Source organism: Sporosarcina limicola, from assembly GCF_014873855.1.
GTDB lineage: Bacteria > Bacillota > Bacilli > Bacillales_A > Planococcaceae > Sporosarcina > Sporosarcina limicola.
Genome location: NZ_JADBEL010000003.1, coordinates 209,710 through 235,145, shown reverse-complemented (window position 1 = coordinate 235,145; position 25,436 = coordinate 209,710). Strand labels below are relative to the sequence as shown.

Annotated in this window: 19 protein-coding genes; 4 read left to right on the top strand and 15 right to left on the bottom strand. The window is 39.1% G+C overall.

The window, feature by feature from the left end; genetic code table 11:
• Window positions 1-11 precede the first annotated feature (11 nt).
• The gene (gene parC / locus H4683_RS04835; RefSeq protein WP_192597697.1) at window positions 12-2,450 is read right to left on the bottom strand and encodes a DNA topoisomerase IV subunit A; all 2,439 of its coding nucleotides are present in this window, start codon (window positions 2,448-2,450) and stop codon (window positions 12-14) included.
• Window positions 2,447-4,420: a DNA topoisomerase IV subunit B gene (parE, locus tag H4683_RS04830; RefSeq protein WP_192597696.1), complete on the bottom strand. Its 1,974-nt coding sequence runs from the start codon at window positions 4,418-4,420 to the stop codon at window positions 2,447-2,449. The genes parC and parE overlap by 4 nt, the downstream gene beginning before the upstream one ends.
• 281 nt (window positions 4,421-4,701) lie before the next feature.
• On the opposite strand from parE, the gene plsY reads away from it, so the two are divergent.
• Together plsY and H4683_RS04820 are read left to right on the top strand one after the other, a co-directional pair.
• Window positions 4,702-5,304, top strand: a complete 603-nt coding sequence (gene plsY, locus H4683_RS04825) for a glycerol-3-phosphate 1-O-acyltransferase PlsY (RefSeq protein WP_192597695.1) — start codon at window positions 4,702-4,704, stop codon at window positions 5,302-5,304.
• A gap of 38 nt (window positions 5,305-5,342) precedes the next feature.
• On the top strand, window positions 5,343-5,636 hold the full coding sequence (locus tag H4683_RS04820; RefSeq protein WP_192597694.1) for a HesB/YadR/YfhF family protein: 294 nt from the start codon (window positions 5,343-5,345) through the stop codon (window positions 5,634-5,636).
• 133 nt (window positions 5,637-5,769) lie between these two features.
• On the opposite strand, the gene H4683_RS04815 is transcribed toward H4683_RS04820, so the two are convergent.
• The 7 genes from H4683_RS04815 to H4683_RS04785 all read right to left on the bottom strand — a co-directional run bounded on the left by H4683_RS04815 (window position 5,770) and on the right by H4683_RS04785 (window position 12,620).
• Entirely contained in the window at window positions 5,770-6,339 is a 570-nt protein-coding gene (locus tag H4683_RS04815; RefSeq protein ID WP_192597693.1) for a kinase, read from the bottom strand.
• Window positions 6,340-6,407: 68 nt separating this feature from the next.
• The gene (locus H4683_RS04810; protein WP_192597692.1) at window positions 6,408-7,334 is read right to left on the bottom strand and encodes an NAD-dependent epimerase/dehydratase family protein; all 927 of its coding nucleotides are present in this window, start codon (window positions 7,332-7,334) and stop codon (window positions 6,408-6,410) included.
• Window positions 7,335-7,407: 73 nt separating this feature from the next.
• A complete protein-coding gene (locus tag H4683_RS04805; RefSeq protein WP_192597691.1) occupies window positions 7,408-8,478 on the bottom strand; it encodes a phosphotransferase in 1,071 nt (356 codons plus the stop codon).
• A 30-nt stretch (window positions 8,479-8,508) separates the two neighbouring features.
• Window positions 8,509-9,687, bottom strand: coding sequence for a carboxylate--amine ligase (locus tag H4683_RS04800; protein WP_192597690.1), 1,179 nt, complete (start codon window positions 9,685-9,687; stop codon window positions 8,509-8,511).
• Window positions 9,688-11,019 (bottom strand): glycosyltransferase family 4 protein, encoded by a 1,332-nt coding sequence (locus H4683_RS04795; protein ID WP_225941875.1) that lies wholly within the window; start codon window positions 11,017-11,019, stop codon window positions 9,688-9,690.
• Window positions 11,016-11,672, bottom strand: a complete 657-nt coding sequence (locus H4683_RS04790; RefSeq protein WP_192597689.1) for a PIG-L deacetylase family protein — start codon at window positions 11,670-11,672, stop codon at window positions 11,016-11,018. Before H4683_RS04790 ends, H4683_RS04795 begins: the two co-directional genes overlap by 4 nt.
• 522 nt (window positions 11,673-12,194) lie before the next feature.
• Window positions 12,195-12,620 carry a YbgC/FadM family acyl-CoA thioesterase gene (locus tag H4683_RS04785; protein ID WP_192597688.1) on the bottom strand — a complete coding sequence of 142 codons (426 nt, stop codon included), beginning with the start codon at window positions 12,618-12,620 and terminating at the stop codon, window positions 12,195-12,197.
• Between the two features lie 256 nt (window positions 12,621-12,876).
• Here H4683_RS04785 and H4683_RS04780 point away from each other — a divergent pair, with 256 nt between their 5' ends.
• Window positions 12,877-13,803 (top strand): C40 family peptidase, encoded by a 927-nt coding sequence (locus H4683_RS04780; protein WP_192597687.1) that lies wholly within the window; start codon window positions 12,877-12,879, stop codon window positions 13,801-13,803.
• A gap of 54 nt (window positions 13,804-13,857) precedes the next feature.
• Here the strand turns inward: H4683_RS04780 and H4683_RS04775 are convergent, their stop codons facing one another.
• Window positions 13,858-15,243 carry a Mur ligase family protein gene (locus H4683_RS04775; RefSeq protein WP_192597686.1) on the bottom strand — a complete coding sequence of 462 codons (1,386 nt, stop codon included), beginning with the start codon at window positions 15,241-15,243 and terminating at the stop codon, window positions 13,858-13,860.
• 219 nt (window positions 15,244-15,462) lie between these two features.
• Window positions 15,463-16,842 (bottom strand): Mur ligase family protein, encoded by a 1,380-nt coding sequence (locus tag H4683_RS04770; RefSeq protein WP_192597685.1) that lies wholly within the window; start codon window positions 16,840-16,842, stop codon window positions 15,463-15,465.
• Between the two features lie 184 nt (window positions 16,843-17,026).
• Between H4683_RS04770 and H4683_RS04765 the strand changes: the two genes are divergently transcribed.
• Window positions 17,027-18,244 carry an ATP-grasp domain-containing protein gene (locus H4683_RS04765; RefSeq protein WP_192597684.1) on the top strand — a complete coding sequence of 406 codons (1,218 nt, stop codon included), beginning with the start codon at window positions 17,027-17,029 and terminating at the stop codon, window positions 18,242-18,244.
• A gap of 162 nt (window positions 18,245-18,406) precedes the next feature.
• Here H4683_RS04765 and H4683_RS04760 read toward each other — a convergent pair whose 3' ends face one another.
• The 4 genes from H4683_RS04760 to acnA all read right to left on the bottom strand — a co-directional run bounded on the left by H4683_RS04760 (window position 18,407) and on the right by acnA (window position 25,296).
• Entirely contained in the window at window positions 18,407-20,572 is a 2,166-nt protein-coding gene (locus tag H4683_RS04760) for a YheC/YheD family protein (protein WP_192597683.1), read from the bottom strand.
• 141 nt (window positions 20,573-20,713) lie between these two features.
• Complete coding sequence (locus tag H4683_RS04755; RefSeq protein ID WP_192597682.1) at window positions 20,714-21,127, bottom strand: CotY/CotZ family spore coat protein; 414 nt, start codon at window positions 21,125-21,127, stop codon at window positions 20,714-20,716.
• A 52-nt stretch (window positions 21,128-21,179) separates the two neighbouring features.
• Window positions 21,180-22,397, bottom strand: a complete 1,218-nt coding sequence (locus H4683_RS04750; RefSeq protein WP_192597681.1) for an ATP-grasp domain-containing protein — start codon at window positions 22,395-22,397, stop codon at window positions 21,180-21,182.
• A 184-nt stretch (window positions 22,398-22,581) separates the two neighbouring features.
• Complete coding sequence (acnA, locus tag H4683_RS04745; protein WP_192597680.1) at window positions 22,582-25,296, bottom strand: aconitate hydratase AcnA; 2,715 nt, start codon at window positions 25,294-25,296, stop codon at window positions 22,582-22,584.
• Window positions 25,297-25,436 lie beyond the last annotated feature (140 nt).

Genomic DNA, 25,436 nt, shown 5'->3' with positions numbered 1-25,436 from the left:
CTTAATCAAATTTACTCTTTTTCTGCTTTCGAATCCCTATAAATATGTGTCACATTGCCATCTGTTCTATCATCTGCAAATGCACTACCGTTAGAATAACGATCGACCGTTCGTAACGAACCTGCCAAAATAGGGAGTTTACTTCCCTTATCTGTCACTAGGACGACGGTTTCGTCAATTTTCACCAGTTTTGCTCCAATGATGCGATGTGCGTTCGATTTCAATTCTTTAAGAACAACAACCCCGCCTTGTGTCCGCGACGCTAAATCTAATTCTTTTAAACTCATTCGTTTAACAGACCCACGTTGCGTTGCAATCAAAATTGAAATCGAAGTACCATCACCTTCATTAATTTCCAGTGCAACGACTTGATCATCATCCTTAAGGTTTATGCCACGTACGCCTGCTGTCCTGACACCGGTTATGGATAGTTCAGACAGTGGAAAACGGAGAGCAAAGGCTTGTTGTGTAAAGAGAATGACATCCCCCTCACCTTTGACAAGTCGTGCATCAATCATTGCATCACCTTTTTTAATGCCCATCGCCTTGAACGTTCTGCCATATCGTTGGACTTTAAAATCAATTAGTTTCGATTGCTTGATTAACCCATTTTTAGATGCGGTTATAATCAACGCTTCTTCATCATCGAAACTCTCGATACCGATTGCGGCTATAATTGTCTCGTTCTGTTCAAGCGGAATGATACTCGAAACGTGTTGACCAAGATCTTTCCATTTGATATCTGGCAGTTCGTGAACAGGTTGATAGAGATAATTCCCTGCCGAAGTAAACAGCAATAGATGATGCTGTGTATTCATTTGCGTTTCCAATAGGCTATAATCAGATTCTTTCATCTCATAACCTGTACCGTTAGATGCACCATATGAACGGATACTTGTACGCTTGACGTAGCCATCTTTTGTGACGGAAACAATGACTTCTTCACTCGGAACTAGAATATCCAAATCGACTTTGATTTCCTCAATCTTTTCTTCAATGATCGATCTTCTTGCTTCTGCGAATTGTTTTCGAATGGCAGCAAGCTCTTTTTTGATGACTGCGGAAAGCTTTTTATCGCTTTTTAAAATAGCATCCAGTTGTTCAATCAACTTTCGTAGCGCGGCATCTTCTTGTTGCAATTCAGTAATATCCGTATTCGTCAATCTGTAGAGTTGAAGGGATACAATTGCTTCAGCTTGTATTTCCGTGAATTCGAACTTGAAGATAATGTTGTTTTTCGCATCGCGTTTGTCTTTCGAACCACGAATTGTTTTAATAACTTCATCCAAAATCGATAATGCTTTCATTAGACCCTCTACGATATGAAGACGATCCTGTGCTTTTTGAATGTCAAATTGTGATCTGCGCGTTACGACTTCTTTTTGATGTCCGATATATGCATCAAGAAGCATAGGCAATGACATCAATGTCGGCCTACGATTAGAAATTGCAATCATATTAAAGTTATATGTTACTTGTAAATCTGTATTTTTAAGAAGATATTGTAAAATAGCATTTCCATCGACGTCTTTTTTAAGTTCGATGACCACACGAAGACCCGTTCGATCTGATTCGTCACGAACGTCTGCAATACCATCCAATTTTCTGTCGAGTCGAAGTTCATCCATTTTTTTGACCATGTTTGCTTTGTTGACGTCATATGGAATCTCTGTAACTACAATTTGTGATTTACCGCCTTTTAACTGTTCGATTTCACTTTTCGCACGAATCACGAATCGGCCTTTTCCAGTTTTATAAGCCGTTTTAATGCCTTCTGTCCCTTGGATAATAGCTCCTGTTGGGAAATCAGGCCCTTTAATGACTGTCATTAGTTCTTCAACAGAAACATCGGGTTTGTCCATGCGCATTAGGACAGCATCGAGCACTTCATGTAGTGCATGCGGCGGGATGTCTGTCGCATACCCTGCGGAAATCCCTGTCGAGCCGTTGACTAATAGATTCGGATAACGCGAAGGTAACACGGTTGGTTCCGGCTCTGTATCATCGAAGTTCGGTACGAAATCGACTGTGTTCTTCCCGATATCACGAAGCATTTCCCCTGCGATTGCGGATAGTCTTGCTTCCGTATATCGCATTGCAGCTGCTGAATCTCCATCGACAGAACCATTGTTCCCGTGCATTTCAATCATCATATGACGAAGTTTCCAGTTCTGACTCATACGCACCATCGCTTCATAAACGGATGTATCCCCATGTGGATGATAGTTACCGATAACGTTTCCGACGGTCTTTGCGGATTTGCGAAATGCTTTTTCATGTGTATTTCCTTCGTGGAACATTGCATATAGAATTCTACGTTGAACTGGTTTTAACCCATCCCGCGCATCGGGTAACGCCCGGTCCTGAATGATGTATTTACTATATCGACCAAATCGATCACCGATTACTTCTTCCAAGGGAAGGTCTTGGATACGCTCCGATGTTGTCATTCAAAATCCCCCTCAACGTGCAAAAATTCATTATCTAAAATATTATGTTCTTCCTGCATACCAAAATCGACGTTGTCTTCTATCCAACGTCTTCTCGGCTCCACTTTATCGCCCATTAATGTTGTGATTCGCCGTTCGGATTTTGCACCGTCATCAATGGTTACTCGGATAAGTGTACGCGTTTCCGGGTTCATCGTCGTATCCCATAGCTGATCGGCGTTCATTTCCCCGAGTCCTTTGTAACGTTGCAACAGGTAGCCTTTGCCTATTTTACTGATGGCTTCATCTAAATCGGCTTCTGTCCAAGCATAGGCGAGCTTTTCGCTTTTTCCTGCCCCTTTAAACACTTTATAGAGCGGCGGTAATGCGATGAACACTTTCCCAGCTTCAATAAGTGGTTTCATATAGCGGTAAAAGAACGTCAGCAAGAGTACTTGGATATGTGCTCCATCCGTATCCGCATCGGTCATGATAATTATTTTGTCATAAGCGATATCTGCGACTTGGAAATCAGACCCTACACCGCCGCCTACTGCATGAATAATCATATTAATCTCTTCGTTTTTCATAATATCTTCAAGTTTCGCTTTTTCAGTATTAAGTACTTTCCCTCGTAACGGTAGTATCGCTTGGAAAACACGGTCACGTCCCTGTTTTGCAGAACCGCCCGCAGAGTCTCCTTCGACAAGGTATAACTCATTTTTCGCTGCATTCCGAGATTGTGCGGGTGTCAGTTTACCAGAAAGGAGTGTATCAGAGCGTTTTCGTTTCTTTCCGGAACGTGCGTCTTCCCTTGCTTTTCGTGCCGCTTCCCGTGCCTGTTGCGCGCGAATTGCTTTTCGGATAAGGGATGCACTTAAATCGGCGTTCTCCTCAAGGAAATAAAGCAATTTCTGCGATACGATTGAATCTACCACACCACGTGCTTCGCTAGTACCTAGTTTACCCTTCGTCTGTCCTTCAAATTGCAGGATTTCTTCAGGTATACGCACCGAAACGATTGCCGCAACCCCTTCACGAATATCTGAGCCTTCAAGGTTTTTGTCTTTCTCTTTCAATAAACCCGTTTTCTTCGCATATTCATTAAATACACGAGTCATCGCCGTTTTAGCACCTGTTTCATGGGTTCCGCCATCTTTCGTCCGGACGTTATTGACGAAAGAAAGAATCGTTTCAGAATAGCCGTCACTGAATTGAAAAGCGAATTCGACTTCGATGCCCTCTGACTCGCCTTCCAAATAAGCAACATTATGCAGAACATCCTTTTCTTCATTCAGATAAGAGATGAATGCCTCAATTCCTGTCTCGTAATGGAAGATATCATGCTTATCCGTGCCGTCTTCCTTCAACTCAATTTTCAAGCCTTTCAACAGGAATGCCGATTCTCGTAGTCGTTCGCTCAATGTATCATATTGATATTTCAAGGTCGAAAAGATGGTTGGATCTGGTTTAAAGTGGATAAGTGTTCCCTTTTCACGTGTCGTTCCAATCTGTTCAAGTGTAGTAGCTGGTTTCCCACCATTTTCAAAACGTTGTTGGAATTTCTTGCTGTCTCGGAAAATTGTTACGTCTAGCCATTCGGACAAAGCGTTCACGACAGATGCACCAACGCCGTGGAGACCACCACTCGTTTTATATCCGCCTTGACCAAACTTTCCACCAGCGTGCAGTACGGTAAGTATAACCTCTACCGTTGGCTTACCTGATTGGTGAATTCCGGTTGGCATACCACGCCCGTAATCTCGAACACTAACGCTACCATCTGTGTGTAATGTGACGTCTACTTCGTTACCGAATCCTGCAAGCGCTTCGTCAACTGCATTATCGACAATTTCATAGACTAGATGGTGTAGTCCTCGGCTATCCGTAGAGCCGATGTACATTCCAGGCCGTTTACGCACGGCATCTAGGCCTTCGAGTATGTGGATTGAATTATCATCATACGTATATGTTTCTTGTTTTTTCGTCAAATTGAAACCCCCGTCAAACAATTGTTCTCTTTTTTGTAATCATATCGCTTCCGCTAAAGGTTGTCAAATCAACGTTTAGGGTATCTTGTCCAACTCATTGTATAGAAGAAAGCATTCAAATGCAATGGTGAGAGGAAAAAATACACATTATGAATCAAATGTTCGGAGTCCCGTCATTTTGTGAATTCTTCTTCTTAATCATCGTATCCTGCCCATTGTCGGAGCTATGCCGTTCTGCTAAACTGAGACTTATACATAAACAAATCATAAAGGAGTAGACAATGGAACTTATCATACTTTTACTTGCCGCCTATTTACTTGGCTCGATTCCATCCGCATTATGGCTGGGGAAACTGTTCTACAAAACCGATGTCCGGCAACATGGCAGCGGTAACCTTGGTGCAACAAATACATTCCGTGTCCTTGGGAAAAGGGCAGGACTGACTGTAACCATCTTGGATATTTTAAAAGGGACAATCGCTGTCCTTCTGCTACTCCTACCGTTTTTCGAAAATGTTGACGTCCATCCGCTTATTCCAGGCGTTCTTGCAGTTGTTGGTCATATGTATCCTGTCTTCGCTAGTTTCAAAGGAGGAAAAGCAGTTGCCACATCCGGCGGCGTGCTACTTGGCTATGACTGGCCTGTTTTCGTGCTTGTACTTGTGACATTTTTAATCGTCTTGAAATTAACGAAGATGGTATCATTGTCTTCGATGGTTGTTTCGATTGTGGGATTTTCGTACAGCATCATCTATTATTTCCGTACCGGCGACGTCTACTTACTGATTATGGTTGGTCTTTTAGGTTCTTTCATTTTTTATAGGCATCGGACGAATATTGCCAGGATCAAAGCTGGAACCGAGCCAAAAGTAAAGTGGTTGTAATACAATAGGTGTAACAACGAAAAAGGCGGGTGTGGCAGATGAAGATCATAGTATCTGATGAGGCGTTGAACTGGTTCAAAGAAGAGATGCACACCCTATCTGGCGACAGCATAAAATTTTTCGCCAGATATGGTGGATCAAGTCCCCTACACGAAGGGTTTTCACTAGGCGTCATGAAGGAACAGCCTGATGAAGCAGCTATTGAAACAGTGCACAACGGCGTCCAGTTCTATATCGAACGCCGCGATAAATGGTTTTTCGTTGACCACAACCTGCATGTCAACGTCAATCCCGAGTTGAACGAACTCGTCTACACATATGAAAAAGCGTGATGGCCATTGCCTCACGCTTTTTTATCCAATAAAAGGACTCCCGTTTTCTTGTTGTAGATTCACACATAAATGTTGTAGCGCATTTTAATCTATTTAACTGACATGTATTTTAGTCAACTGGTTTAGAATTTTGTCAATCAATAATACTTTTCCATTCCTTATAAAGGGCTGAATCAAGTTTGTTCACATGTTTCAAGAACTCTTCTAAATACCCTTTCTTCTTTATTCCTTTTAATAATTTTGTAGGGTTAGATCTAACTGTTCCGAATGCCCTCTTAAGATCGATCACTTTTATGTCCATGTCTTCATTGAATAAAATATGACGGACCTCTGTATCGTGTCTCTCGAATCCTACTTTTTTCAATTCCATCAACATAGCTAGAATTTTTTCCACTATTGGTTCTGGCAGTTGCTTCTCTTTTTTTAGATACTGGGGAAGAGAAATTCCATTTACATACTCCATGATTATATAGTTTTGTCCATCCTCATAAAGTCTAGGAATAACGAGAGATGATTGTCCCACTTGCAGTGCTTTCAGTTCCAATTCTTTTGTTTGTTCCTTTTCAAAAATTTTAATGCAGCGTTCAGATGTCAATTGAAAGACCGACCCATCTGCTCCCTTTCCAATCGGCTTGTATCCCTCTAAATCTTTAATACTGACAGTTCCTTCATTAGTGCCTATTATCGACCGATATTCCTCCATTACGGAAGCACTCCCTTTATTTGTGGTATTATGGTTCTTTTTCTACTTTTTTCATTCCCATAAAATTTCTATTTACCTTCATTTATCTCTTTATAATAATTGAAAGTATCACTTAACCCGGTAAGCAATTCATAGGATGGTTTCCAACCTAAGATGGTTGCCGCTTTCGTATTATCCAATCGACTATGTTGAATATCTCCATCACGTGCTGGCTTGGCAATAGGAGTAATGTGAACTGTTGCGAGCGACGTCATCATCTTCAAGAGCCCGTTTACACTTGTCTTCGTATTACATCCAATATTGAAGATTCCGTTTGTTCCTTTATTTATAGCTAGCACATTAGCCATTGCAATATCTTTCACATAAACAAAATCTCGAGTTTGCTCACCGCTTCCATATACAAATGGAGTTTCCCCATTCAAAATCTTCTCGAAAAAAATTGAAATAACCCCCCCCTCGCCTATAGAGGTTTGTCTTGGACCGTAAACATTGGCATATCTTAAAATGGTAAAAGGTACTTGGTTAAGGTTGTTGAAAAGTTGAATGTACCTTTCTGAGGTGTATTTGGAAAGACCGTAAAAGGATAGGGGCTTGATGGGAAATAATTCGGTTATACTACAATCAGTGGTTTCTCCATACACGGCACAAGAGGATGAAAAAATTACTTTTTGTACATTATACTTTTGGCAATAGTTTAGTAAACGGATGGTACCTAGAATATTTTGTTCAGCATCATATACGGGGTTTTGTATTGATATCCCGACATCCACTTGAGCCGCCAGATGGATAACTACATCTGGTTTTTCACTTGCAAAGACTCCTTCCATTTGGGGCGAATTAATATCCATTTCAATTATATGGACTTGAGGAGGAACAGCATCTTTTTTACCCGTATAAAAATTATCAACGATGACCGTCTCATGTCCGCATTGAATTAATAACTCAACAACATGGGAACCGATAAATCCGGCTCCTCCAGTAACTAGTATTTTCATGGTAATTTCCCAACCTTTTGAATTCTTATTTAAAATCTCCTCTTACACTTGATTTATGTTCTGTCCGGATACATTAATATAATCCCAGTTCTTTCCCCCAAACTATCGTTTTTTCCAAATACCTTTCTAGAAGTGCACTTTTTTCACCCCTTAATACTCTGCGTAAGTGATTAAGCAGCCTTTTCTCTAAGGTTCTCTGTAAATAGGTCATCTTCAAGAGCTGCAGTGGATCCGTCTGAAATGTAATCCCATGCTTTTTCATTTCCTCGCTGTATAAATGTACACAATGTTTTCGAATTTCTTCAGCGTCGTTTTGCCAATCCTTGCGAAAATCGATTAATATTTCCACAAGAACTACAAGATCAAACCATCCAGGAGCATATTTTGCAGACTCCCAATCAACTAATCGAATCCCCCAATCTGGATTCTCGCTTGCATTTTGACAGCTAATATTATGAACATGGAGATCTCCGTGTATAAGGCTCTGTCCGCTTCCCTTCATTTCAGGGAAAAATACGGGGCCTTTTTGTAAAATCTGTTGGATGACATTATAGCTGGGTTCCACTAATCCCCTTAAACCAGGATCCTTCATTGCCAAATCGAAGTATTCCTTTGTTTTTTCAATATGTTTACTTCTTTCTAAAACCATCGACTTTGAATCATAATAGGGGAGCCAAGAATTGAAAATGTCTCCATGCTGCAATATGCGATTCTCAAATGTTGCAGCATGAAACTTCGCCACGGTTGGAATGATGTTATTAAAGTGTTTTGGGACAAGTTTAATTTGTCCGCGTAATGGCCTCACATACTCAATAAACATCCAGATTTCTCCGGCGTTTACATTTTGCTCAATCCAATATACTTTCGGCATAAATTCATGTAGAACTTTATTGGCTTTTTGATACATATTCACTTCCACAATATGATTTTCTTTCAGTGGCGGTTTGTAAATTTTAAGCACAATCGGAATGGTTTCCATTTCATAGGTTACTAATAATTTCCATATACTCGTCTTCTCACGTGAATTTTTAAGGCACTCTATTTTCTTCTCTACTAATTTAACGTTTTTACCAAGAACGTTTTTAAACTTATCATTCCAACCAAAATGCCTCCATTGCCTTATAATTTCGTCGTTACTACTCAAAGGTAAGTTCACTCCTTTTTAAATAGATTTTTAACGTCTTACCCATAGATTCCGTAGGTGGGAAATAAAACTTCGTATAAAGGGAAGTGGATCATCCCAAGCAAATAGCGCTTCTACTTTTTTTCCTGATAGACCCTTGATCCATTTGGCAATTGTCATCTTTCCATCTCTTCGTTTTTGAAGAAATGAAATAAAATCACGGACAAGATAAACCCATTTGACCCCTTCTCGTTGACTCGTTACAGGCGACGGATTTTGACCAGTAAGTGACAAATAGTACAGATAGGCTAAATCAACACCGCATGCAATCGATAACCTTTGTGTGAGTCCAACTCTCGAATTAATTTCAATAAACTTTAACTCTCCATCCCTTTGATCCCTTTTGAATTCTGTAATGGCCAATCCTTTAAATTGTAGCTGTGAGAGGAAAGAAACAGCCTTTTGAATCACTTCTTCATCTCTTATACTTAGGACCATAGCAGAGGAGCCAAAGTCAGGCGGAAATTGATGGATTTTTTGATTCATATACATCCCAATCAAATTCATCTTGTCATCAAAAAATGTTTTAACCGAATAAATGCCGGTCTCGTCTCCCGGAATGATTTCTTGAAGCATCAGTTCCCCAAATGGCAGATAAAAGAGGTACTTTTCCCGCAATTGGGATGCCTCCTCTACCAAAATCACTTTTTTGTACAACCGGTGACTGATTCGTTTACGGAAATCGGAAGAATAGACAGGTTTTAAAATACAAGGGAAGGTAACTTCAGTAATGATTTGTTCAAGCTGCTGCTCATCGTGTATTGCGAAGATTTTGGGGCATGGCACGTTATGTTTAACGGCCAGTTCATATGTTAATCTTTTATCTAACACTGCTTCAACTAATGAGTGTGCCGGTAATAAGAACTGGTAGTGTCGATATAATATGCTTCTATGTTTGGATATAAAATGGACAAAGTCATCAGATCCCGCATAAAGTACTGGTTTCTCGCCAAACTTTTTCCCCAAAGTTATAAGAAACTGAAATAATTCCTTTTCTTCAGAAACGGGATTAGGGCAAATACCACAGGTTGCATGACGGGTTTTACCGATTTCAAATTTCCCTTTTATATCGTACGCATGAACGCTAATTCCTTTTTTTCTCAAACTACGAACAATACCGATCCCCGTTGCACTTAAATCAAGCACAACCGCTGGAATATCATGTCGCATCTATTCCTCCTCCTTGGCTTTAATGGATAGATATACTTCTTCTGTTTTCGTTACCATATCCGTACTGCCCAAATTCTTTTCCGCGAAAGTTCTTGCATTTTGGGCTAAAGTCTCTCTTAATGCGGAGTCGCTTAATAGGAGCGATAATTTTTCGGCTAGTTGTTGTGAGTTCCTGGGTTCAGCAATTAAACCCGAATGATCATCCTGAATGATTTCCGGAATACCACCAAGATTCGATGTAATAATCGCCTTGTTGGCAAACATCGCCTCGATAATCGCAATCGGTAACGTGTCGCTCGTGGTTGGCAGAACAAAAATATCAGACTGGCTTAACAACTCAGGTATATCTTTTCTTCCCCCTAGAAAAGTGACGTTGCTTAATTTTAGAGCTTGAACCTGACTCTCAAGCTCTTCTCTCATTTCTCCATCACCAACAATCCAAACATCAACATTTTTTAATTTAGGTTTTATTAAAGCAAGAGCTTCAAACAAGTATTTATGGCCTTTGCGAGGGCGAAGACGCGAAATACAAGTAATAACTGTTTTGTCTTTTGGTTTTGTTCTTGGCTTCTGTTTATTCTCCGATTTAAAATCAATACCCGTATAAATCGTTGTCATTTTGTTATCCTTAGCCCCTAACTTTTTCAACATGGGACGAAAGGCATCACACAGGGTAATTATGTGATCCGAACTTTCAATAGCTTTTTTATCCAATGATAAAAAGTATGCTTCTTCTACTGATCCTTGTTCAATCAGATTAAAATCAAGTTTACGTTGCGTCATGAACCCATGAGGGGTAAAGAGTAGTGGCTTTTTATAATATTGGTTTAGTCTACCTAATATATTTGCCGTAAATCGATCCTGTGCGTGTAAAATATCATATTTCTCTAAATCCATGTTTCTTAACATCATTTCGTAACAAGATAGACGTCGGTTTTCCTTTACTATCTTGTTACTGTAACAACCATAGCGATTGATATAAAATTGTTTAGTTTCCTTGTTTAGTTTCTTGTACAACCCCTTATCTATCCCCTTTGGAAATTGGTTAGGTGCAATAATATCAACAATATGACCCAACTTCTCCAAGCCGGTTTTAAGAGTCGATATATAATTTTGTAGTCCCCCGACAGCAGGATAATTCCAATACGTGGTAATTAATATCCGTAACTTTTGGCGTTTTGCCCTATCAATAGATGACTTCTTCTTTTTCTTCTTCTTTGTCTGTTTTTCTTCATAGGAAGAAGTCACACCATAGTATTGATCTGTTGCAGAGACAAGATAAGGATCAGGGATGGGCAGGGAATGTAGATTGGTCATTTTTTCAGCTGTCATTTCCATACCCTCCTAATAATTTCAAAGGCTTCTGCATATTCAACTCCAATGGTCATGCCGCGTACTTGGGCTAAATATTGCACTCCTTCATATGATCGTGGATGAGGAAATGGTCTCATCTCTTTATCATAGAACTTAAGAGACTCTAATTTTTTGTCGATGGTATCTGTAATATCGACAAAATAATTCGGTTTAAAGGTTTTATCATTGGTATGTTGACTCCATTCACTGGAAGAAACCGTTTCGAAACAAATCAGTTCAATAGGCTTTTTTTCGGGTAACGGGCGGGCTGCCGTTAACACGGCTTGAAACAGAATTTGATGGTCCATGTTAATGTCGCCATAGTGATGGGTAAAAACCATAGAAGGTTCATACTTTACTAGTAAGGCTTCAATCTCCTTATTAATAATATGCAAAGGAAATGTTTCTAATAATAGATTGGGGTATTCTAAAAAAATAATCTCTTCTACCCCTAAGTGATTATTTGCCTCTAACACGGCCTGCTTCATTTGAATCTCCTCTTCCTTCCTCCCTTTAGCAAAAATGACAGTGATAACGTTATGACCATGATTGATTAATTTCTTTAGCGTTCCACCGCTTCCTAGGAGCTCATCGTCGGGATGTGCTGCAATTACTAACACATTATCATTCAACTTTTTCACCTCTCAACTTTTTTATTGAATCACTTACCTCTCATTATATATATGAAGCTTAATTCGGTTAAGGACAGACATAAGCGGAGGTAAATGATAGTGATAAGAAGTGTGTGGATATAATAGAGATGAGGGAACCCATCAGGATTCGAACCGAAGGGAGACAGTTTGGGGAGCCGTTCAGAAATTATAGTACAGCATTGAACATTTTGGTCTGGCTTCATTAACCGGAAAACTCACTACAATTATATAGAATAAATAAGACAACCAGCCAAGTGTCTAAGTGGCTGGTTGTCTTATTTACACAACAAAATGCAGGTTCGATTTTCCAATTACCATCAACTTTTAAACCTAGAAAAGTGTGGAAGATAGTTTTATGAAAGGAAAAGAGGACCTGTTCACGCTTTTTGTTCATTCGACTACGTAACAGGTATTACCACATTTTAAAAAAATATAGCCCCATATGTGGTATGTAAATGGGTCAACAATGCGACTTCACTGAATGATTAATACCGAACGCGGTCATTTTTTTCTTCGCTGGATTTCTGTATATTTTGCATCCCAATCAGGTTTGACTTTTTTTAACGAAACAGGACGGAAATTCGCTTTTTTTACTACAACGTGTTCCGAAGTCGCTGTCGCTGAAATCGTGCCGTCTTCATGGAAGATTTCATAACCATACGTCGTTTTTAACCTTTCATGTGATTCGACCCACGTACGGACAGTCGCCTTCTGCCCGTATTTCATCACCGCCTTATATTGGATTGATAAATCTGTCACAGGTGATAAATAACCATCCGCTTCCAGTCCGGCATATGTATAACCAAGATCCTCGATAAGCTTCGTCCGCCCAATCTCCATCCACACCAAATAATTCGCATGATAGACGACACCCATTTGATCCGTTTCTGCATATCTAATTTCAATTTCTTTTTCACTGCTAAACACTACACTCACCTCACGTCCATTATACAGAATTAATGACCAAAGTCAGCTAGTAAGCGACCCAAACCCTCCTGTCAAATTAAATATTCATAACTTCTTGTAATCAAACTGTAATGACCCTTGTGTAAACGATTAAGGGCAAGGCTTGAGGCTATACAAGTACACTTACTGGAAATGTTTCCCGCAAAGTTTCGTACCTTTTCTATGTTAACGTTAGTATCAATTGCAAGTTCCCATTGCAAAAAACAGGAGGTACAGTATGAAAAAACGTTTGGTTACAGCTACATTAGCAGCCCTCGTAGGTGTTAGTACTCTAGGAGCACCTTCCCTCAACGAGATGAATGTCTCGGCAGCAACGATTACGACCCAGAGTAAACAATCGGTAGTGGATGCAAAGGCTGATCAATTAATTCGGACTGGTAAAAGTTTAATAGGGAAAGCTACTTACAGCAATAAAGCGTACAAGTCTACCTATCCTTACAAATTTTCATGTGCTACTTTTCTAATGTATATTTTCGAAAAAAATGGAGTGGATCTCGCAACATACAATGAAGATTATATGATGAAACAAGGAACTTACGTTGCCAGAAATCAATTACAAAAAGGTGATTTGCTGTTTTTTAAAAGTAAAAAGACAGGCACTGATCCCGACCATGTAGCGATGTACATCGGTGATAATAAAGTGATTCAAATGGCAGACCCGAAACAAAAGATAGTCATTTCGGATTTAAATAGCAAGCCCTATTATAAAGATAATTATGTAACAGCCAGAAGAGTCCTGCCCAGCTTACTTCCTTCAAATCCAGCAACAAAGGGGGATAAAATTGTTACACTTTCTTACAACTCAATAAATAAAGTTACGATGGGGAATATGAATAACGAACAAGCAATGAAGTTTACAGGTGCAGGCTTTGTGAACTATATTTATAAAAAAAATGGTGTAAATCTGGACGCAACAACTAGTAAAGCATTAATGAAACGTGGCACCACAATCTCACGTGCCAATTTAAAGAAAGGTGATCTAATCTTCTTTAATAGCGTGAAAGGTTCAAAGACACCCAGTTTAGTGGCGATTTACGCAGGTAATCACAGAATAATTATCCCGAATTCAAGTGGGATTCTAACTAGGGTTCTCCTTGTAGATTACTATAATCAGCATTACATAACAGCAAAACGTGTATTGTAGAAATTAGGTAAGAAGTATTCGTCGCAAATTGACGAATACTTCTTCTTTTTCCCATCAATTTGCTTTTAAACTATTTGCAAACCCAATCATGGCTCGGCTGGACATAGGACCCTTTATGAGTACAATCGCATTTCGATTAAGTACAGGGTCTAATCTCTCTTTAAGTCCCTTGACCTCCTTAACGATATGGATAGTAGCCTCACTCCCGTCTCGAATGGCTTGCCTTGCTATTTCTTCTGCTTTGCTTCCAATCGTAATTAAGGTGTGAATGTTTCGTTTAGCCACCATACTGCCAATTTCGCAATGATATTTCTTTTCGAAATTACCCAATCTATTGATATCACCTAAGACTAGAATGATATTTTTATCCTTTCCAATTGAGTCAAGGACCTTTAATGCAGCTTTTATTGAGGTAGGATTATTTGTCCATGTATCATCAATAATTGTACTCCCGTTTATGCCATTAGAAAACTCCAAATGTCTGGCCATGTTCTTATAAGTTGCTAGACGAGAAATGGCTTCCTTTATATCCATTCCCATTTCGTTAACAGCCGCCAGTGCAGCAAGAGCGTTAGATACCTGATGTTCACCATATCCAGGTATAAAAGCTTCATACGTTGTATTATTAAAATGGAGTAGAAAATCCATTCCGTTATTTGCGAATTTGATATGGGAAGCTCTGAAATCTGACCGCAAATCAACTCCAAAATAGATAATCTTCCCTTTGAATGAATCTAAAGGAACCTTTCTCGTATTTACATCATCTGCATTCAGGATTAATGTGCCATCTTCCTTTAGCCCTTCCACTATTTCTGCTTTTGCACATATATATCCTTTAAGGTTTTTACATCCATCTAGATGATGTACACCAATCGTTGTAATAATTCCGATTGTAGGCTGATAAATCATACACTGGTGTTTAATATTACCCGTGTTCCCAAGTCCATGTTCGAAAACCGCTGCCTCTGTTTTATCATCAATTCCCATCAAATAGGGAAATGATCTACGCGGCTCATTCTTACTACTTACGGAAGCCTGGACATTTCGATCTTTACTTAACATATGGTTAATCATATCTTTCGTTGTTGTTTTCCCGCATGTTCCCGTTATTGTAACGACGGGTATCGTAAAAAGACCTCGATAATACTTGATGAATTTCCAGTAGGATTGAACAAGACTTTCAACTTTTATGACAGTCGTGTTCGATAATGCCTTTTTCAGCTCTGAAGAAGGCTTATCGGAAATCACAAGAGAAGGCCCCTTAGAATTAACTTCACTCCAGTTAACAGTATCGATTCTGCTAACAAACATCAGTGTATGTTGCTTAGTAAGATCGTGACGATTATAATAAATAGCGTCCTTTATTACCCAATTTTCTGATCCGCAAACTAATTCCCCTTGAAGTAATTTGCAGACGTCTTTCACTTGTAAAGGTTGCAATGACATTCCTCCTTCCCTCTAATTACTATATGAAAAACAAACTTATTTTGTATGGGTAATGAAAAATCAGGGTTGATAAAACAACCGATAGGCACTAATCCTTTCTATCAGAATACTTTACTGTATTAACAACGTCAGGAATCCGGCCGTGTGTTTGTCCTATTAACATCATCTTTTAGAAAAAGGCTTCCCTTTAACAACCTACGTGTTAAAGGGAAGCTATTTTTGCTTCCGTAATTTAGACGCCAATTCGATAATTGGCTTGCTGTACATATCGCCTTTAATCAGTATGATCGTATTTTCATTGACAATCGTTCTTAACAGACCATAAACAAGGATACTATTGTTAAAAGCATAGACTTGCGAATTCAAGCCAATCTTCACTACATGCTCTGCCATTATGCGTGCATGCTCACCAATTGTAATGAGAACATCAACACCTATCTGGGATATAAGTTCTCCTGCTTGTTCATGGATAAGGTATCCCCAGGAACCTAAATCGGTTATGGTTCCTAAAATAGCCACCCTTTTTTTCCCTTGTCCAATTTCCTTTAATACATTTAGAGCTGCTTCCAATGAAGTAGTTGTCATGCTCCATGTGTCATCGAGAATGGTAGATCCATTAATTCCTTCATACACTTGCAGATGCTTATTTAAATTTTGGAACGTTTTCAATCGATGCGCTGCTTCCGTAAGATTGATCCCGATTTCGTGAGTAGCTGCAACCGCAGCAAGCGCATTATAAACTTGATGCTCTCCATATCCTGGTACAAACACAGGATAATCTTTCTGCTTATAGTGGACATTAAATAGCATTCCATCTTTACAGTATCTAATCTCACTCGCTTTAAAATGACAAGAGGAATCAATTCCTACTTTTATTATCCGACCCTGATAGTTAGTTAAGTCGATTGTATTACTGTTTTTATCACTTGAATTTACAATGAGTACCCCAGTATTATCAAGTGCATTTATCATTTCCGCCTTTGCGTTAATGTAGGATTCGAGTGTTTTGCAATAATTCAAATGATGTGCGCCTATATTCGTTATAATCCCGATTGTAGGTTTGAATATTTCCCCTGCTGTTAGTACGTCTCCGGGTGCACCAACAGCAGTTTCAAAAACGGCCGCTTCTGTCTTGTCATCAATGCTTAGGAGATAATCTAAATGAGCAGTTCGGGAATTATTACTGCTGTTTGTAAACGTAATATTCTTATCTATCGAGAGAATGTGTCTAATCATTTCTTTCGTAGTCGTTTTTCCGGAAGTCCCGGTAACAGCCACAACAGGAAGCTGGAACAGACCACGGTAGTAATTAACAAACTTCCAATACGCTTTTTCTACATCCTTAACTTTTATGACGGTCAAACTCTCTAATTGTTCATTCGGGAGAAACGCTTGATGTGTTACAAGTACTAATGGAAAAAATTCTTTTAACCCCTTCCAACTTACAATCCTATTTTTCAAAAAAAGAATTGTATTTTGCTTTTTTACCTGCTTAAGACGATAAGCACCATGACGAACCATCATATCGTCAGATCCTTGTATCAATTCTCCTGCAAGAACGGTTCTAAGTTCTCTTACTGTGAGTGGCTTCATTGTGTTGTTTTTCAGCTCCTTCCCTATTCAATATCGTATGTAAACGGTCCAATTTTGCTTGTACGATTAACCTTTGTAAATCTATTCTCTTCATTCGTGATAGATAACCATACAATAAGCAGTTTAGTTCATAAACATAGAACGAGTTGTTTTATTTGAAGTTTATATTAGGGAGTGAGCCTGTTTGAACACGATTATCTTTATAGGTACAAATAAAACCGGATCCAGTAGAGATGCCATTAAAGCTGCAGAACGAATGGGTTTTTTTACGGTTGTTTTTACAAATAACGAAAAGCAAATGCAACAAAGGAAAGAATTTACAGATGTTCATGAAATGATTTTTATGGATACGAATAATATTTCTGAAATGAAAAATAAAATAAATGCACTCATGTTAAGAGGGAATGAAATCAAGACCATTGTCAGTTTTATCGATTCAAATGTTCACCAGGCATCAATCCTTTGCGATGACTTTTGTCAAAATGGCACTTCGTCTACCATGATCAAGATAATGGAAAGTAAGGCCGAGACGAGGACCTTTCTATGTAATCAGCCGTACACACCTAATTTTTCTATACTCAATCCAGGTGAGACGCAATCTTTTGAAACGGTAAACCCGCAGCTAATTTTTCCGGTAATGGTGAAATCTTCGAAGTCAACAGGATCTAAAGATGTGTTGCTTGCGGAGGGAATAGAACAATTAGAAAATCACGTAGTTAGACTGCAGGAAAAGAATGCAGATGAAGCCATTATTATTGAGGAATATATTGTAGGCGACCAATATTTAGTCGAGGCACTCGTATATAACAATAAGATTCAGATAGCAGGAATTATTAAACAAGAAATTACGCAGGGGAAACGGTTTATCATTACTGGCTATGGTGTGCTCGCGGAAGTTCCTAGTGATATAATTACTGGAGTTGGAGATGTCCTAGACTCTGTCATCTCAAAATTCGGCATTAAGAATGGTGCTCTTCACCTTGAATTACGACAGTCAAAAAATGGTTGGAAACTGATTGAGATTAATCCGAGAATCTCAGGCGGAGCCATGAATCAAATGATTCAAGCTGCATTTGGTTTTAATCTAGTGGAAGAAACCCTTAAATTATACCTAGGGGAAAGTCCTTCTATAATTCCAAGATACAGGAATTATGTATTTACTCAATATCTCATTGTTTCGGAAAAAGGAATATTGGAAAAGGTCACCGGAAAGGGAAGGGCTAGAAAGTCGCCGGGCGTGGTTAAAGTTTACGTGAAGCCTAAAAAAGGAACTCAGCTAATTCCACCATTGTCAATGGGTCATCGATATGCCTATGTAGTTGCAACAGGGGTAAGTATGGAAGAAGCAAAAAAGCATGCAAAAAATGCTGCAAATGAGATTACATTTCATCTAGCTGAGTGATGAAATAAAGCTACGTTACACCAAACAAATAATAGTGCGTTGGAAATAGAGGACACCTATAGTATGCTGGAATCCCTTGTTTTTTCATCATATTCAGGAACTTTTAAAAACCGGATAATGACACTCGATTTTTGAGTGTCATTATCCGGTTTTTGGGGGAGGTTAACTAAATGTCTGATCTATGAACTTCACTGTATCGAACATATTGGTTTTACTAGCTCCTTTGACCAAAATCGTATCCTCTTTGTTAATCATATTTGATAACAACTCATGTAATTTATCTCGGTTTGTGAAATGATAACTATTTTTCACCGGGAACCCCTTCGCCTTCGCTTGCTCTCCAATCTCTTCTGTTCGAAAACCATATGTGATTAACACATCGATTTCTTGCTCGTGAATATAGTTCCCAACTTTTCGGTACTCCTCCTCTCTTAAATCACCTAACTCTCTCATTTGCCCGATAATCGCTATTTTACGCTGTTTTCCAATAGCCTTAAGAACATCGATTGCAGCCCTTACCCCTTGGGGATGGGAGTGAACAGTATCATCGATTAATGTAATATTGTTTCGACAATTATAAATCGTCATTCTTCTTGGCGGTTTCTTAAAGAGTAGCCCCAATTTAATATCCAATGGGCTAAATCCTAAATAATCTGCAACCGCAATTGCATTTAAGGCATTATATACATGATGTTCCCCTAAGATTGGTATAAAGAGTGAAATTTCTTGCCCTTTAAGTTTTATCTTAAAACTCATTCCGTTTTCTGCATAGTTAACATCGAAAGCTTTGTAGTCAGCGGACGATTTCACGCCAATAGTGACGATCTTCCCTTTGAATTTTTGAGTCTCTAAATACGATGAATTTTGATCATCCTTATTTACAACCAGAACTCCTTCTTGATCCATACCATGGATTAGTTCTGATTTGGCTTGAGCTACTTTTTTTATATCTCCATCAAAGTTCCCTACATGTGCCAACCCTATATTTGTCACGATACTAATCGTTGGCTTGATAATGCTACAGTGATCCGCGATGACACCAGGGTAAGCCATTCCATACTCTAACACAACTGCCTCATGGGATGGCTGAATTTCCGAAGCATGTTTTTTCGTATGTTCTGTGGTGTTCCAATAATCCTTCGATTCAAATATATTCCACTTTTTCGAAAGAATAGATGCAAGGAATGCCTTTGAAGTAGTTTTACCCGCACTACCTGTTATAGCGATTATAGGCATTCTTTCTTTTTCTTCAATACGATTTTTCTTTAATTTCGTTATTTTTTCCTGTATTATTTTTTGATTTTCCGCCAAATAAATAGCGTATTTAATGGAATTAATCACTACATCTAGCTCCAAATAAAAAGCAGGTGGGCAACCTGGACGCCAATTTACCTCATAGATCCATAATTTATGATTCTTATCGAATCCTATATCTACTCCAATTTCATCAATCACTTCCCCAAATTGAACCATTTGAAGTTCATCCAAATGGTTGGCTAGTGATAAGGAAAAATACTCTAGCGTCTTCCTAATATTAAATGCATCTTCTTTAAATTCTTGTTGTAAAAACGGTTCTAAATAATTGGTAAAACCACCATTATTAATGTTGGCAATAAGCGATCCCTTTGGCGCCACACGTGGATAGATTGTGGTGATTACCCATTCCCCTTCGCCGTTTTTTTGAACATGAAGTCTAAAATCGAACACTTGCCCGGATTTAGTAACGGATTGAATAGTAGGTTGAACAATAAAAGTTCCTGTAGAAAGCTGAGATTTTATCAATTCATTTAGTTGTTGACTTGAGTATTGAACCTTATTTGAGTCCTTTCTAACTTGAAAACCGTCTTCCTTTTTTGAAATGAAATAAATTCCTTGACCCTTTCTTCCGTCAATCGGTTTAAAGACAACATTTTCAAATGCAGTTAAAAACTTAATGAAATTTTCAGTGTTTCTCACAATTTCTGTGGGAATTAGATAATTCGAGAATTCTTTTGCTTCTTTTAATCTTTCATTAACATTCCACTTATTACCGATCGAATGAGTGGTGAAGGGAATTTCCTTTTTCAGCTTTTGAATAATTTCTTTTGACTTTGCTAGTTTTTCCGGACTCCCGGCATTATAGATGATATCTGGAAAGGGCATAACTCGCTCCATCCATTTGCCATTTTCATAAACTTGTCCCCTAATCGAACGGTTAACAAAATTCACTTCTCCAGGAGTAAAGTGAAAAAAACGGGCGCCTTCAGCTTTAGCTACCACAGCATAAGCATAAGACTTTATAACAGTCTTGGGGTCTTTTCGATGATGCAACATTCCTATTAATGTCATTGACTAATCTCCTTTTGTCTTTTCTTCGATTCTTATCTAGTACATTCAATGAACAATGCTTTTGATAAGGATAAACGTTCATATTTAAAACAATAATAAAAAACACCCCAGTATTACCTAGGGCAAAGTATTTGTTAAAAACTAACAATTCGGTTCAATAATGGGGAGCGGTCGATTTACTAGTTCTGGAGAAAGCGGATTAATCACACAGAAACAATTTAAATTAACAATAATACAGCTTTTTGTTTTCCGCAGGGCGTAGAAATCATCATAGGAGTCAGCCGGATAACCTTCTATATCAATTGCCTCGAGTAAAGATAATACCGCACAACATATTTCCTCATTCAGTTTCTCTAATCGGAAATACGGAGTGGCTATGCCTTTATAGAAAGCCTTAAATGGTTTGTTTTTTTCACTAGTAGAAAGCATAAAAGGAATGGTATCCACCCTTTTTAACATACAAATGAATTGAAATTCCATATCGATGCCTGCTATTATATTTTGTTCCTTTTGTAAAGTTTTCATCGCAAGACAAATGTTACTTCTCTTCCCCACCCCAAACGTCCCCTCCCCCTTTATAAAAAATCCGTTCGAATTTATCTCTCTACTATATTGGATCCAAATAAAATTTAATGTTCTTTGCAGCATTCACTGCGTTTTCGTTTGCTTCATCCGAGGTATTCCCGGACGCAATCACATACCCATAACGATGTCCCATTGACAGTGGAGGTATCATGATTGTTCCAATACTTGGCTTTATATAAACTTCTTTTACGCCGGGTTGATGGGATGCCAAATTTTCACCTGTAACCTTTAAAAGGTTTCCATAAGAATTAATTGTAATATAGTGGGCATAAATTTGTTTCTCGTATTTTCTTATCAAGCAAGGTTCATAGCCGAGATAAAGCTTAATCGTTTCTTCCACTAAATTAATTCCAAATGCTTCTTCTATCATTCGATTCATTGCGCCGCCAGATATTCTTGGATTAACTTCGACCAACTTCCAACTGCCGTTTACATATCTAATTTCAAGATGGCAAGTAGCATTTGTTACACCTAAATCTATTAGGATGGATTCCACCGCTTTATATAGCGTTTCATATAAGCCTTTCTCGAGATTTAACTGTAGTTCATAACCGGTTACAATAAATTTCGTTTTTTTGGTGATATCTTGTTTGAAAATAGCAACGATATTAATAGTTCCATTATGCACAAGGACTTCAACTACATATTGCGGTCCGTCTAAATAGTCCTCGATTACTACTTTTTGAACTGGATATTGCTTGATAATTTTCTTCAAAGCCTTTTTCATTTCAACTTTATTTCCGACTAAATAGACATCCTTGGACGCTTTTGAAACGGCTGATTTTACGATTTGTGGGAAGGTATAACCTTTATTAAGAATCGTATCCAATTCATCTGTTGGCTGATAAATTTCAAATGCCGGTGTCGTAACATTGTTCTTCAATGCCTTTCTCGTCGCCGTTTTGTCTTCCATTTTCTTTAAAGCATCAACTGAGATGATGGAATCACAGTATTCATTCGAAAGCTTTGCCGCCATTGATACAAAGGGATCCACAAAGCTGATAATCGCTTTTATACTGTTTCCTTGCTGTTGAAGTCGTCTTATCTCCGTTCGTATAAGGTCCTCTGTTATTTCTCTTACATGGATCACTCGGGTAACATCTGGAAACTCTTCATACTGCTCCATAAAGCTGTTTCTTTCAGTTAACAATACTGTACAGTAACCTAATCGGGCAGCAGTTTTTATCGCCTCTCTACTTGATCCGGATTTTGTTGTTTCAATAAATAGTATTGTTTTCATATGCTAACCCACTTTCCAGAAAAAAAGTCGTCCACTACATTTACCTTCTCCTTTATTATTATGATTAGTAGTTGGTTTAGGTGTATGACCATAGACGATAGAAAGGCTACTGAGCTAAAACTTCTCTATAATAATAATAAACAAAAAAGGTGCCCGATTAACTCGGACACCTTTTTGTTAGTAATTAATTATTTTTCATTTTATCGCGAAGAACCATTTGTAGGATTCCGCCGTGACGGTAGTAGTCGACTTCGACATCAGAATCGAAACGTGCGAGAACGTCGAATTCTTTAACAGAACCGTCTTTGCAAGTTGCTGTTACTTTCAGGATATCGCGTGGTTTTACACCTTCAGCGATGTTGACGCTGATTGCTTCTTCACCAGTAAGACCGAGAGTTTCAGCACTATCGCCCTTCATGAATTGAAGTGGAAGAACACCCATCATAACAAGGTTTGAACGGTGGATACGCTCGTAGCTTTCTGCGATGACTGTCTTGATGCCGAGAAGGGATGTACCTTTCGCAGCCCAGTCACGTGATGAGCCCATTCCGTAGTCTTTACCTGTGATGATTGCAAGTCCTGTACCGTCTGCTTGATACTTCATTGCTGCATCATAGATTGGCATGATTTCTTTTGTTGGCCAGTACGTTGTGAATCCACCTTCTGTACCTTTTGCGATTTGGTTACGGATACGGATGTTTGCGAATGTACCGCGCATCATCACTTCATGGTTCCCACGGCGTGAACCGTATGAGTTGAAGAAACGAGGACTTACGCCATTTTCAATCAAGTATTTACCTGCTGGTGTATCTTTACCAATTGCGCCAGCTGGTGAAATATGGTCCGTTGTAATCGAATCGCCGAACTTGCCGACAACACGCAGTCCTGATAATGCTTGAATATCAGCAGGTTCTTTTGCAAGGCCTTCGAAGAACGGTGGGTTTTGGATATATGTTGAGTTTTCATCGAAATCATACAATGAATCATCAGTCGTTTCGATTGCATTCCATTCTTTGTTCTCCGTAAATACGCGTGCGTACTCTTTACGGAATAGTTCAGGTGTAACTGTCGATTTAACAACTGCCTGTACTTCTTCCGTTGTTGGCCAAATGTCTTTGAAGAAAACATCTAAACCGTCTTTATCTTTCCCGATTGGGTCTTTTTCGAAGTCGATATCGACAGTACCAGCAAGTGCATAAGCAACAACAAGTGGCGGTGAAGCCAAGTAGTTTGCTTTCACAAGTGGGTGGATACGTCCTTCGAAGTTACGGTTACCAGAAAGAACAGATGACATAAGCATATCGTTACCCATGATCGCTTTTTCGATTTCAGGAAGAAGCGGTCCAGAGTTACCGATACATGTCGTACAACCATAACCAACTGTGTTGAATCCGATTTGATCCAGGTAAACATCTAGCCCAGAATCTTTCAAATAGCCTGTAACGACTTTTGAACCTGGTGCAAGTGATGTTTTCACGTATGGAGGTGGTGTCAATCCTTTTTCAACTGCTTTTTTCGCAACAAGTCCAGCACCTAGCATTACGTATGGGTTAGATGTGTTTGTACATGAAGTGATTGCGGCAATTGCAAGGTCACCAGTTTTAATGTCAATTGAGCGTCCGTCTTCGAATTCAATTGTAGCTGTTTTTTCCAGCTCTTTTGGTGAGAATCCAAATCCTTGGTTCCCTTCAGGAGCAACAACCGCATCATTGAATGCGCTTTGCATTTCTGTAAGTGGAATCATGTCTTGTGGACGTTTCGGTCCAGCAAGGTTTGCTGCAATGTTAGATAAGTCAATTTCAACTACATCCGTGTATGTTGGCTCTTCGTTATCTACTGTGAAGAACATATCGTTTTCGATCAAGTATTGCTTAACTACTTGGATATTCTCTTCTTCACGGCCTGTCAACCGCATATAGTTAAGCGCTTCTTCATCTACTGGGAAGAAACCACAAGTTGCGCCATATTCAGGTGCCATGTTAGCAATTGTCGCACGGTCTGCAAGTGGTAGTTTCGCTACACCTGGTCCGAAGAACTCGACGAATTTACCAACAACACCGTGTGCACGGAGTGTTTGTGTTACTTTAAGTGCAAGGTCAGTTGCCGTCGTTCCGTTCGGAAGTTCACCGACAAGTTTTACACCGATTACTTCTGGAATTGGGAAGTATGAAGGTTGTCCGAGCATTCCTGCCTCTGCTTCAATACCACCGACGCCCCATCCAAGAACACCAATCCCGTTAATCATCGTTGTATGGGAGTCTGTTCCAACGAGTGTATCTGGGTAGGTTTCGAATGTACCATCTTCGTTTTCTACAGCGTGGACAACATTTGCAAGATACTCAAGGTTCACTTGGTGAACAATACCTGTAGCAGGTGGTACTGCGCGGTAGTTGTCATAGGCTTTTTGAGCCCAGCTTAGGAATTGATAACGTTCTGCGTTGCGTTCGAATTCGAGTTGCATATTCAGTTGAAGTGCATCTGCTGTTCCGTAACGGTCAACTTGTACAGAGTGGTCAATAACAAGGTCCACCGGGATTTCTGGGTTGATTTTATTAGGATCTCCGCCCATTTTAGCCATTGCTGAACGAAGGGATGCTAAATCGACGACAACAGGTACACCTGTGAAGTCTTGAAGGATAACGCGTGACGGTTTGAACGGTACTTCCGCCCCCTCGTCTGCATCTTTACCCCATTTCGCAAGATTTTTAACATGATCGTCTTTAATAACATATCCATCATGTTGTCTTAATACGGATTCAAGTAGCACTTTAATCGAATAAGGTAATTTAGAGATATTTGCAATGCCGGCCTCTTCGATTGCTTTTAGATGGTAATAGTTATACGTTTTACCATTCAATTCGAACGACTTACGGCTGTTGTGTAAATTGCTTTTTGCCATTGTAAAATTCCTCCTTTTAGCTGCTGAAAAGGTTGTAAATGAACGTCTTTTCTCTAGTCCATCATATAATACCTACGTACATAAGTAAAATACATTAAATTTATAGTCTTTCATAAGTTAATGTAATGACCATCGAATCG

What these genes read in the sequence shown, in the direction of transcription:
- H4683_RS04750 (WP_192597681.1), bottom strand. Translation starts at nt 22,397, where the DNA reads ATGAAAACAATACTATTTATTGAAACAACAAAATCCGGATCAAGTAGA.
- acnA (WP_192597680.1), bottom strand. Translation starts at nt 25,296, where the DNA reads ATGGCAAAAAGCAATTTACACAACAGCCGTAAGTCGTTCGAATTGAAT.
- H4683_RS04760 (WP_192597683.1), bottom strand. Translation starts at nt 20,572, where the DNA reads ATGACATTAATAGGAATGTTGCATCATCGAAAAGACCCCAAGACTGTT.
- H4683_RS04795 (WP_225941875.1), bottom strand. Translation starts at nt 11,019, where the DNA reads ATGACAGCTGAAAAAATGACCAATCTACATTCCCTGCCCATCCCTGAT.
- parC (WP_192597697.1), bottom strand. Translation starts at nt 2,450, where the DNA reads ATGACAACATCGGAGCGTATCCAAGACCTTCCCTTGGAAGAAGTAATC.
- H4683_RS04800 (WP_192597690.1), bottom strand. Translation starts at nt 9,687, where the DNA reads ATGCGACATGATATTCCAGCGGTTGTGCTTGATTTAAGTGCAACGGGG.
- H4683_RS04810 (WP_192597692.1), bottom strand. Translation starts at nt 7,334, where the DNA reads ATGAAAATACTAGTTACTGGAGGAGCCGGATTTATCGGTTCCCATGTT.
- H4683_RS04815 (WP_192597693.1), bottom strand. Translation starts at nt 6,339, where the DNA reads ATGGAGGAATATCGGTCGATAATAGGCACTAATGAAGGAACTGTCAGT.
- H4683_RS04770 (WP_192597685.1), bottom strand. Translation starts at nt 16,842, where the DNA reads ATGAAGCCACTCACAGTAAGAGAACTTAGAACCGTTCTTGCAGGAGAA.
- plsY (WP_192597695.1), top strand. Translation starts at nt 4,702, where the DNA reads ATGGAACTTATCATACTTTTACTTGCCGCCTATTTACTTGGCTCGATT.
- H4683_RS04820 (WP_192597694.1), top strand. Translation starts at nt 5,343, where the DNA reads ATGAAGATCATAGTATCTGATGAGGCGTTGAACTGGTTCAAAGAAGAG.
- H4683_RS04780 (WP_192597687.1), top strand. Translation starts at nt 12,877, where the DNA reads ATGAAAAAACGTTTGGTTACAGCTACATTAGCAGCCCTCGTAGGTGTT.